This window comes from Prevotella amnii DSM 23384 = JCM 14753 (assembly GCF_000378745.1).
In the GTDB taxonomy this organism is placed as follows: domain Bacteria; phylum Bacteroidota; class Bacteroidia; order Bacteroidales; family Bacteroidaceae; genus Prevotella; species Prevotella amnii.
Genome location: NZ_KB905265.1, coordinates 71,498 through 83,005 on the forward strand (window position 1 = coordinate 71,498; position 11,508 = coordinate 83,005).

General features: G+C 37.7%; 7 protein-coding genes and 1 pseudogene. 4 read left to right on the forward strand and 4 right to left on the reverse strand.

What is annotated here, in order from left to right:
- Position 1: 1 nt before the first annotated feature.
- The 4 genes from F596_RS0100440 to F596_RS0100455 all read right to left on the reverse strand — a co-directional run bounded on the left by F596_RS0100440 (position 2) and on the right by F596_RS0100455 (position 6,080).
- Positions 2–1,108: a tetratricopeptide repeat protein gene (locus tag F596_RS0100440; protein ID WP_019035430.1), complete on the reverse strand. Its 1,107-nt coding sequence runs from the start codon at positions 1,106–1,108 to the stop codon at positions 2–4.
- A 185-nt stretch (positions 1,109–1,293) separates the two neighbouring features.
- Positions 1,294–2,547 (reverse strand): tetratricopeptide repeat protein, encoded by a 1,254-nt coding sequence (locus F596_RS0100445; RefSeq protein WP_024992575.1) that lies wholly within the window; start codon positions 2,545–2,547, stop codon positions 1,294–1,296.
- Positions 2,548–2,586: 39 nt separating this feature from the next.
- Entirely contained in the window at positions 2,587–5,151 is a 2,565-nt protein-coding gene (gene gyrA / locus F596_RS0100450; protein WP_019035432.1) for a DNA gyrase subunit A, read from the reverse strand.
- 578 nt (positions 5,152–5,729) lie between these two features.
- Positions 5,730–6,080 carry a hypothetical protein gene (locus F596_RS0100455; RefSeq protein ID WP_008449035.1) on the reverse strand — a complete coding sequence of 117 codons (351 nt, stop codon included), beginning with the start codon at positions 6,078–6,080 and terminating at the stop codon, positions 5,730–5,732.
- Positions 6,081–6,633: 553 nt separating this feature from the next.
- On the opposite strand from F596_RS0100455, the gene F596_RS0100460 reads away from it, so the two are divergent.
- The 4 genes and pseudogenes from F596_RS0100460 to F596_RS11370 form a co-directional block, all read left to right on the forward strand.
- On the forward strand, positions 6,634–9,021 hold the full coding sequence (locus F596_RS0100460) for a TonB-dependent receptor (RefSeq protein WP_024992574.1): 2,388 nt from the start codon (positions 6,634–6,636) through the stop codon (positions 9,019–9,021).
- Between the two features lie 49 nt (positions 9,022–9,070).
- Entirely contained in the window at positions 9,071–10,312 is a 1,242-nt protein-coding gene (locus F596_RS0100465) for a hypothetical protein (RefSeq protein WP_026302345.1), read from the forward strand.
- A gap of 93 nt (positions 10,313–10,405) precedes the next feature.
- Positions 10,406–11,050, forward strand: a complete 645-nt coding sequence (locus F596_RS0100470; RefSeq protein ID WP_024992573.1) for a TetR/AcrR family transcriptional regulator — start codon at positions 10,406–10,408, stop codon at positions 11,048–11,050.
- Positions 11,051–11,128: 78 nt separating this feature from the next.
- Positions 11,129–11,464 (forward strand): annotated as a pseudogene (locus tag F596_RS11370) (transposase); the annotation flags it as partial.
- Positions 11,465–11,508 lie beyond the last annotated feature (44 nt).

Genomic DNA, 11,508 nt, shown 5'->3' on the forward strand with positions numbered 1-11,508 from the left:
TTTATTTCTTTTCTAATATCGATTCTAATTCAGCAACCTTCAGTTTGTCATCTAATATGGTATAAGCCATATATAAAGGACCTATCCAGTCTACTTTATTACGTCTTGGGTCTTTTGCCCGTACTCTTTCTAAATAATCTCTTGCCTCTGCAAACACCTTAGTATATAGTGTTTCAGATACTATCTCACCTTTCTTCCTCTGCGATAATACTGTATCGCGTATTTGTAATCCCATCTGATTAAGACATACACCTATATTATATATAAGTGGTATAAGTGTAGGGTCTAACTTATCAGCATGCTTATAAGCATCTACAGCTTCCTCCCAGCGCCTTGCATGCATAGCAATCTCTCCTTTTAAGATCCACGGAATAGGAGAATTATAATTATTCTCTAATCTGCTATCAACAAAATCTTCTAAATTAAACTTTGCTGTAGGTTTTTGATAAAAGCGCATAATCCATGAAAAATATTTTTCATTAGTAGGGTCGGCATTATACAAGCGTTTTAGTACAGCAAGATACTTTAGAGAGTCGCTCTCATTAGCCATCTGCTCATACATACATTCAGCTTTTACATCAGCACCAGCTTTAGCTGTCTCATCATATTTTAGAGCATCGTCGGCATATCTATCAGCGGTAACATAATCTTTTTCTTTAAGGTAGTAATAAGCTAAATAATAAGATGCCACACCAGACTCGTCTATACTACCTTCTAATAATGGTGATTTTTTAGCTATTAGATAAAGGCTAAACGCATTAATGCCCTGCTTACGATATTTTTCTTTACTTGCTAAAAATTTCCCAGCATCTATCAATACAGGACAAAAACTATTTAAACGTGTCTTATTATCTTCAGCAAACTTAGTACGTATTTTGTTTTTCTTATTTGGTTTTCTATCTAATTCATCGCTCTTTAATGAGTAGTCTACTATATTGTACACAGTAGCATAATACTGTACAGTATCTCTAATAGATATATTCTTCAGCTTAGACTCTTCTTCTTTTGCTAAATGATGATAACTCTCTGCCTGCTTATAAGCATATTGTTGTGCTAAGACAAACAAGCTGAAATTAAGAAACACTAATAATATAATAATCTTCTTCATCAAATAAAGTTTTCATAAAGCATAAAGACTCACTAAAGAAAGATACATTTTTTATAAAAACTATCTTTTTACAAACACTTATGCTTTTTATAAAATATATATATTAATTCTATCCTATTGAAACATGTTTTACTTTAAAACAAAACTATCTCAACAGAATAGAATTAATATAATAACTACTAATATTAATGAATGTCAGCTTCTGCAGCAACTGTCTCAGGAGCTTTTGCACCCTTCACAAAATAATAGCAGCCATATAGAGGATAAGCCCAAGTGTTTTTTTGCTCCTTAGCTGTGTCAAGACTCTTAGCTTTCTCTAAATAAGAAATAGCTTTGTTATAAACTTCATTAAACTGTGCTTTTGCTGCAGGAGTAAGAATACCCTTCACCTGAGCTACACGATCTTGTGCCTTATAGAACCAGCACTGACCTATAGAAGCATTCAAAGCTACTCTTTGATTGTTTTCTGTTGCTATTGGTAATGCTTTTTCTAAGAAACCTGCAGCTTCGTCATATTTTCTATCCTGAAGAGCTAACTGCCCCTTCATAATCAAAGCACTATAACTTTTTGGATTTTTTTCTAAAGCAGCATTTAATATTTTTTCCGATTTATCTTTCATCCCTAACGCATTATAAGTAGATGTTAAAGAGGTAAGAATAGCTTCATTAGTAGGATCGCTCTCATACATCGTAGAAAGCTTCTGAGCATAAGCTACAGAATCTTCACGGGTTTTTAGCTGTGAACCTAATATAGCTAACTGTACCTGCTTAGCATCCTTAACACGCTCTGGACTCTGAATAGCATAAGCAATATACTTTTCTGCCTTAGCATACTCTTTGTTCTGATAAGCGTATATAGCAGAATAGTAAGCTATCTCATTTAGATTTTTATCCTTAGCCTTATCAAAGCTTGCAAACATTGGCCACTCTGCAGTATCTACATAACGAGCTAAATATTTATATGCATTAGCATCATCTTTCTTTCCCTGAAAGAATATACCTGCATTAATTAGCTGACCACGAAGATTATAGGTAGGCTCAATTATACTTGCATAACGAGGTTTTATCTTACCTTTTGCATTAGGCATATTATCATATTTATTTACTTCTGCTGCAGCATCAAGAGCCTGATCAAGAGCTTTATATAGTCCGTCCTCATCAACAGGCTTATTACCCTCTTTACCCATCTGCTTAGCTGTCTGGTTTTCTAACTGAACAGTTTGCTCTGCATTAACCTTAGCCATAGCAAGCTCATACAACTTATCATAAGCCTTAGCCTTCTCAGCATTATTAGCTAACTGGCTTAAACTATTTTGAACAAGACTTGCAGCTTGCTCATAGCTTGTAGCTTTCAAAATAGCCTTCAACGGCTCACTGTCACCTGCAAAAGCAGCCGATGTACCTAGTAGCATCATTGCTGCAAACATTAATTTTTTCATATTCGTTATCTATTAAAGTTTTATTTTTAATAATTAATTTCATTCTTTATCTTCGTGTACAGAACCTGCAGTATTATTATCTTGAGCATTTGTTATATCCTCATCATCTGCATTATTTACCTCATCTACTTTTTCCTCCATTTCTGCACTCCTTACTTTACATACAGAAGCTATTGTGTCACTCTTCTTAGAAAGGTTTATCAAGCGCACTCCTTGTGTGGCTCTTCCCATTACACGACATTCAGATACAGCCATACGAATAACAATACCACTCTTATTTATAATCATAAGATCATTATCGTCGGTAACTGTTTTGATTGCTACCAGCTTACCTGTCTTCTCTGTAATATTCAAAGTTTTGACACCTTTACCACCACGATTAGTTAAACGGTAGTCCGACACTAAGGAACGCTTTCCATAACCTTCCTCTGACACAACCATAACTGTTTCGTTTTCAGAATCATTTACTACCACCATACCTATTACTTCATCTTCTCCATCTTCATCGAGCTTCATTCCGCGCACACCTGTTGACACACGCCCCATAGTGCGAACATTATTCTCATGGAAACGACATGCACGACCATTCTTGTCAGCTATAATAAGCTCATCACTACCATTGGTAAGGCGAACATCTACCACCTCATCGCCATCATTTATATTAATAGCTATAACACCATTGTTACGTGGACGAGAATAAGCACGTAATAAAGTTTTTTTCACTAAGCCTTTCTTAGTTACAAAAACAACATAGTGAGTATCTAAAAACTCTTCATTATCTAACCCACGAATACGTAGGAAAGCATTCACGGCATCACCAGGTTCTAATGACAACATGTTTTGTATAGCCCTACCCTTAGAGCTCTTATCTCCTTCAGGAATATCATAACACTTCATCCAATAACAACGCCCCTCTTTGGTAAAGAACAACATTGTCTGGTGCATTGTAGCAGAATAAATATATTCTGTGAAATCTTTTTCTCGAGTACGAGCACCTTTCGAACCTACACCTCCACGTGCTTGCTCCTTAAAATCGGTTAATGGTGTACGCTTAATATATCCAAGATGACTAATAGTAATGACAACAGGATCATTGGGATAAAAATCTTCTGCATTAAACTCATGCTCGTCTGGAATAATCTCAGTGCGACGTTCATCACCATATTTTTCCTTTATATCGTAAAGCTCGTTTTTCATTACTTCTTTACAACGCTCCGGATTATCAAGAATCTCTTGCAAGTTTTTTATAGTTTGCATTAACTCTTCATATTCTTCATGCAACTGATCCATACGCAACCCTGTAAGCTGTGCTAAACGCATATCAACGATAGCTTTCGACTGCAACTCATCAAGATTAAAGCGTTTCTCCAAATTGGTCTGCGCCTCAGAAGGAGTCTTGCTGGCACGAATAATATGTACCACCTCATCTATATTATCACAAGCAATGAGTAAGCCTTCTAAGATATGAGCACGCTCCTGTGCTTTCTTTAAATCGAACCGAGTACGACGAATAGTAACATCATGACGATGTTCTACAAAATATTTTATACATTCCTGTAAGTTTAATAAACGAGGACGACCATTTACAAGAGCAATACAGTTTACAGAGAACGAACTTTGTAAAGCTGTCATCTTGAAAAGCTTATTCAATATAATATTAGCATTTGCATCGCGCTTCACATCTACTACGATACGCATACCTTGACGACCCGTTTCATCATTTACATTAGAAATGCCCTCTAACTTGCCTTCCTTTACTAAATCGGCAATATATTCTATAAGCTGTGCCTTATTTACTCCATAAGGAATTTCGGTAACAACTATCTTATCATGAGCCTCACCTGATTCTATCTCAGCCTTAGCGCGCATCACTACACGACCACGACCTGTCTCATAAGCATTTTTTACACCCTGAAGCCCATAAATATATGCGCCTGTAGGGAAATCTGGAGCAGGAATATATTGCATTAGCTCTTCTGTACTTATCTCAGGATTGTCAATATAAGCACAGCAACCATCTATAACTTCGCTAAGATTATGAGTAGGAATATTTGTTGCCATTCCCACTGCAATACCATTTCCACCATTTACAAGAAGATTAGGTATCTTAGTAGGCATAACAGAAGGCTCTGTCAAGGTATCATCGAAATTGTTTACCATATCAACGGTGTCCTTATCTATATCGTCCATGACACGCTCGCCCATCTTTGCTAAACGACATTCTGTATAACGCATAGCAGCAGCTGAGTCGCCATCTACCGAACCAAAGTTACCCTGACCATCAACAAGCTTATAACGCATATTCCAGTCCTGACCCATACGAACTAAAGCACCATATACAGAAGAGTCCCCATGAGGATGATACTTACCAAGCACTTCACCTACGACGCGCGCACATTTTTTATATGGCTGGTTACTAAAATTACCAATACCTCGCATACCAAAAAGTATACGGCGATGTACTGGCTTAAAACCATCACGAACATCTGGCAGAGCACGAGCCACTATTACCGACATAGAATAGTCGATATATGAGCTTTTCATTTCCTCCTCAATGTTAATCCTCATGATTCTGTCATGATCAATAGTTTGATTATCTTCCATTATTTTATTTATTTTTTATTGTCGTTTTATCTCACTAAAAAAAAGGAAAATGCCCTAAAATGCCCTTTTTCTTTATTCTGACGCATTTTACTTATCCCTTTTAAGCTGTAAAAGTACAAAAAATTATATATATAAAACGCCTTAAATCGAAAAAAATAAATAAAGACAAGCAATAAAATAATATTCATGCTACAATAGATTTACAAAAAAATGACAAAAACAGGTAGCACCAAAAAGACAACTCGGTGTGAATAAGCATTTTACATTCTTAAAACAAACAAATAAAGCACTGCTTAGAAACAAGCGAGAATCTTTACACACTTTGTTTTACTTCATACCCTTTATTACTTAGTTTTCATCAGCTTCTATAATCCTAACTTTCAAAGATAAGTTACAACATAATGCACTTTTCTCTTGGAATAAGACATCTATAACACAGAAAAATAAATTATTTTTGAAAGAAAAATAATTTAAAAACAAAGCAAAAATAGATTATTTTTGCTTTAAGTTCATCATCTTTACCTATCATAAAGATATGCTTTTCACATAATAAATAGGCTTTTTATATGGATAAAACTTTATATATCTTTATTTCCAATGGGCAATATCTCTATAAGCATCATTATAAAAAAAGCTATTAAACATGCCCAAAAAAGATACCAGTTTTGTACTCCTAAATTAACTATCACACCTATTAAGAATATAACCAACAAGTCTTCATCAGTATCTAATACTTTTATCAGACGTTTTCCTTTTGTTTTATATTCTTTGCCTAAACCAATATAGCTTAATATATTAAAAGCAATAGCTATAAGGACAATAACCGTTATTAAGACTTGATACCATAATTTATCAGAAACGTTAGATATACAAATGCATAATAAAGCCAAAGAGTTTAGACGAGACATAAACTTTCGAGTTATCTTCATAATCTTACTATCTTTTTAATGTTTGACCAAATAATTATTTATAAATGGTTATACAAATATATACATTTCTCACTAATTTCAAAAGAAACAAGTAAAAAATCACTAAATCTATGATTTTTGCCAAATTACTCGTTTCTACTTATAGCTATCCACATCTATTAAACCCAAATCGGTCATTAGAAAATGACAAAGAGCTTTTTCTAATGACCTATTTGGGATAAAGGTATTTGTACGCATATCACCGCCCTGTAATAAGGGGAAAATACGTCTTTGCGTGTTATCATTTAAAAAGAGAAAACCTTTCGCTTCTCATCTAAAAAACATCATGGTTCAAGATACCTACAAATGAGTATTGCAAGTTTATTTTATATGCAGTACCTTTGCCGTCAACAAAAAAAACATTTCAATGACAAGGAAGCGAAAGAAAGACAAATCTTTTTGTAGAGAATTTATATGTAGATGCATCAACTTTAAGTTGGTGCATCTTTTTTTTGTGAATCATTTTGAATTTCATTCATTATTCAAGACTCCTCAAAAACAAAAAAAGCAAAACATGGAACACCTATCAACACATTCTTTAAGCCTGCTACGTATCTTTTACATGCTATGCCTGCTCCACACCACAAGTTACTACGCTAACGCACAAACACATGGTACAACCATACTGCATGGATATGTTACCGATGAGCAGCGACATATTCCCTTGAGTGGTGCCAGTATTGAAATCATAGGGACGGAAAAGCGTGCCATCAGCAACGAAGAAGGTAGATATGTTCTGCCCATCAGCGAAGAAGGAAAGTTTACCCTACAGGTGTCTTACGTCGGCTATAAAACAAAAAAGACCAATGTTGGTTTATTTCTCAACAAACAAGACAGCATTTGCATCAACATAAGTCTACATGCAAACAGTAACACACTACAAGGTGTAACCATCTTGGGAAAAAATAAGATAAGACAACTAAAGCAGTCGGCTTTGCCCGTATCGGTCATAGGTAAACGACAGTTAGAGGGAACTGCCACGAATATCAATGACGTACTGGCTCGCACCGTAGGAGTAACAGTACGCAACACAGGTGGTATAGGAAGTGCATCACGCATATCAATACGAGGGCTGGAAGGCAAACGCATGGGCATGTTTGTTGATGAAAGCCCCTTAGGAGGAGTGAATAATTTTGTGGCACTCAATGACATTCCTACCTCAATGATAGAGCGTATTGAGGTGTATAAAGGTATTGTGCCCTACAAGTTTGGTGGTTCTGCATTAGGTGGAGCCGTAAACGTAGTAACCAAAGAGTATCCTCCCCTTTACTTTGACGCATCGTACGAGATAAGCTCGTTCAACACTCACCAATTATCTACTGTTCTGAAGCGTACCAACCAACGCACAGGACTGCAGTTTGGCATTGGTGGAGTGTACACCCATTCGGACAACGATTACGACATGATTTTAGACCATTTGGATGGAAGAACCGTAAAGCGCACCCATGACAAATTTTCCAAGATTATTGGTGGCGCATCTGTTAAAGCCACCAAATGGTGGTTTGACGAACTAAAATGGGAACTGATGTTTACCCACACCCGACAAGAGATACAAGGTATTGACCAATATATTCGTGAGGCTTTCAATAAGTCACAAAACCTCATGACTGCGCTGAAGCTGCAAAAAGAGAACTTTTTTGCACCGGGCTTAGACCTAACTTTTGAGACACTACTCTCGTACGGACGATATGGAATGACAGATAAAGCCAAGTGTCGCTACGACTGGGATGGCAACAAACTGCCTGCCGTATCGCCTTTTGGTGGTGAGCAAGGCAACCATCCAAGCGATGGCGATAACAAGTCGTATGATTGGAGCGGCAAGCTCAACCTAAATTATCTCATCAATGCACACCACAGCCTCAACCTCAATGTATGTGCCAACAACACGAATATGTTTCCCTCCGACTCGCTTATGGATAAGGCTTTAGGATTCAATGCCAACTTTCATAGCAGAATGACATCCACTACCATAGGACTATCGTACGACTTGACTCTCTTTAATGGCAGACTTCAAAACGCATTCACGATAAAAGACTTTATATATAGTTCCGACTCACGGAGTATTTCCACTTACTCTATTAGAGAGCCAAAGCCCGTCAGCAGCTCAAAAAACTTTGCGGGGTTTAGCAACGCCATGCGCTGGAAGTTCTCCGACGAACTGTTGGTTAAGGCATCGTTCAACTCAGAAGTGCGCATACCGTCTACCGAAGAGCTTATTGGCAACGGCTATTCCATATTACCTTCGCCAGCTCTAAAACCCGAGCGTACGACAGGATATAATATTGGCTTGCTCTATCACAAGACATTAAAAGAAGGTGGAATGATAGAAATGGAGTTGAACAGCTTTTACAACACCTTAGAAGACATGATACGCTTCACACCCGACATGATACCTACCATGGCTCGATATAGGAACTTTGGCGAAGTGCAAACCATGGGAATAGAGTTAGAAGCCAAAGGAGACGTATTGCCCATGCTCTATCTATATGCCAACACCACATACCAAGACTTGCGTGACAAACGAAAGATGGTTCCTGGCACAGTGGTGGAAAACCCTACCTACAACATGCGTATTCCAAATGTACCTTACTTCATGGCTAATGGAGGACTGGAATATCATCAGGAGAATATCTTTGGCGGTCGAGGACAGAATACCCGCATCATGGTTGACGCTTCATATATACACCAATATTACTACGATTTTGAGATGAGCAAATATCAAGAGCGCAAAATCCCCACCTCCATGATAGTGGATGCAGCAATAGAACACACATTACAGAACAGCACATGGAGCTTTACGCTAAAGGTTAAGAATATAACCAACCGCCGTGTCGTATCCGATTTGAATTGTCCTTTGCCTGGGCGATCTATTGCTTTCAAAGTAAGATATTTATTAAAGTGAGACTTGTAGAATCAATTCATTAATTATATCATTAAAACAAAAAAAACGTATGAAAATCAAGATGTTATTGTCAGCCATTGCACTTTCCGTACTGGCTGCATCGTGTGGTAGCGACGACAACGTTACGCCTCAATCCAAGAAAAATACTGGTGCCAATGCTTTCCAAGGCATTGTTTTTGCAACAGGAGTTACCAACCCCGAAGGCAACAACGGCAGCGTGTACATGCAAGCACTTGCCGACATGACACCCGGGAAGTACAACAACAAAAACGCCACACCCACAGGATTTGGTTCAACACCCATCATCACACCAAGTGGTAATCTATATTCCTTCCCCGATTATATGGGGAACTCCAAGGCAGAGATTACCCGATACAACATTGACGCGCAAGGCAACTTTATACAAAAAGGCACATTGTCCATCCCTGCAGGAGCTGCTGCCAGCAATGTGGTAGAACTGAATGAAGAAAAGGCTTACGTTAGTTTTCAAGGTTTGGGAAAAATCATGGTATTTAATCCGCAAACCATGAAAAAACTGACAGAGATAGACCTTAACCCTTTAGCACACAAAGACACCAAGGTAGCCCCAGCTGCCATGATTATCCGAGACGGCATGCTGTTTGTTGGGCTTAATCAGTTTAATGCACAGTGGATGCCAACCTCCAACACCATAGAGCTTGCCATGATTGACACAAAGACAGACCAAGTAAAAAAGCACATTACCAACACATCTTTAGGCATGAGTTTTGCAACACGCCCCATAGACGCCAATTCTATCTTCATGGATGAGAACAAAGACATATACTTCAACTGCATTGGAGCATTTGGCTTTATGCCTCAACTTCCTGGAGGCATTGCCCGCATTAAGAACGGAAGCGAAGAGATAGACCCCACATACTGCATTCGGTTCGACCAAACAGAAGTAAAGGGCTTATCGGCTAAAAAGGGTGAATTTGCTGCAACCACATTTTACGGAGGTAAAGGCAAACTATACGCTTATCTAAACGCTTATGGCTTAGATCCTAACGCCATGAGCAATCCGTATCTATCAATGACCAACGTACCCGTGGAGATAGATTTATACCAAAAAAGTATTACCAAGATAGAGGGAATGGAGGTTGGTAACCCTCAAGGAACAGCCATTGGTAAACACAAAAATTTAATTGTTTTTGGGAGTGCCAACAAAAAAGCAAATGGCTTTTATACCTACAATCCGGAAACAAAGGAAGTAAAAGGACCTGTATTGGAAGTAATGGGTAATCCGAGCTTCTTTTACAGTTTTGCTAAATAAAGGAAAATAGAAGATTGAGTCTGTTCGTTGCTTCTGCTTCAGAATTCCAAAAGAACAGACTCAAACTTTTTCGCAGTACAAAATACGCTCAACATGCAAACACAAAAAGACGAAATCAAAGAACGAATCATCGCTGTTGCCCGACAAGAGTTTATTGCGAATGGAGTGAAAAACACATCTATGCAACGCATTGCATCACTTTCGGGCATTGCGGTTGGCAACATATATCATTATTTCAAGAGCAAAGACCATTTATTTAGGTGTGTCATACATCCCTTGTTCAAAGCCTTTGAAGCCTATCGGCAAAATGCCAACCAGGCATCATACGCCACATTAGACGTTTTCAGATACGACTCATATTTGGAAGGCATGAAAGAATTGGTCGCATCGTTAGTTGTTCCCTATCGTAATGAATTAAAACTTTTGCTGAACGAGGCTGCCAACACCTCACTTCATCATGCCGTTGACAAGATGATAGAACAACAAAGTATTGACGGAATGAACTACATCAAACGAATGAAGCAGCAATATCCGTGCATTAACGACCAAATATCACCTCATTTTCTCCGTGTGCTTTGCAATTTATGGAAAGAAGTAATTAAAGAAATTGTAATGCACGACAATCTGACGCCCAAAGAACAAGAAAGCCTTATCCTCGATTACGTTAAATTTGACGTGGGTGGCTGGAAATACATGCTGAACATTCAGGACACATTGGACTTAGAAAGCGGAGACTAAATAACAAAGGTTCCAATATCTGTCACTCTTGAGAAATAAAAAAGAGAGACAACTGTAGATTCCTTGTGGGGATACTAACATTTTGTTACTTTTGTAGACAGGTGGGAAAAGAAGTATCCAACCCTCAAGAAATACAAGGCAGAAAGAAATACGGCATACTTCACATATATGGACTTCCCAAAAGAAGTGCAAAGGTGTATATACACGACTAACAGGATTGAAAGACTCAACAGAAAGTATAAAAGGACTATCAATATGAGAACATCCATGACATCAGCACAAGCTGTTATATTTCTCTTGGGATCAATGGCAATGGAAGAAACAAAAAATGCTTACAAAAAGAAAATATACCAGTTTAAAAGTTGGAAGAATATAAACGAAAATGGAAATACAAAGGATAAAAGAGAAGAATAGCTTACACACTTTTAAGGACAGTATCAAATAAAGGCTCATACCTG

Coding starts and splice junctions, on each gene's coding strand:
- F596_RS0100465 (WP_026302345.1), top strand. CDS start 9,071: ATGAAAATCAAGATGTTATTGTCAGCCATTGCACTTTCCGTACTGGCT.
- F596_RS0100445 (WP_024992575.1), bottom strand. CDS start 2,547: ATGAAAAAATTAATGTTTGCAGCAATGATGCTACTAGGTACATCGGCT.
- F596_RS0100440 (WP_019035430.1), bottom strand. CDS start 1,108: ATGAAGAAGATTATTATATTATTAGTGTTTCTTAATTTCAGCTTGTTT.
- F596_RS0100470 (WP_024992573.1), top strand. CDS start 10,406: ATGCAAACACAAAAAGACGAAATCAAAGAACGAATCATCGCTGTTGCC.
- F596_RS0100455 (WP_008449035.1), bottom strand. CDS start 6,080: ATGAAGATAACTCGAAAGTTTATGTCTCGTCTAAACTCTTTGGCTTTA.
- F596_RS0100460 (WP_024992574.1), top strand. CDS start 6,634: ATGGAACACCTATCAACACATTCTTTAAGCCTGCTACGTATCTTTTAC.
- gyrA (WP_019035432.1), bottom strand. CDS start 5,151: ATGGAAGATAATCAAACTATTGATCATGACAGAATCATGAGGATTAAC.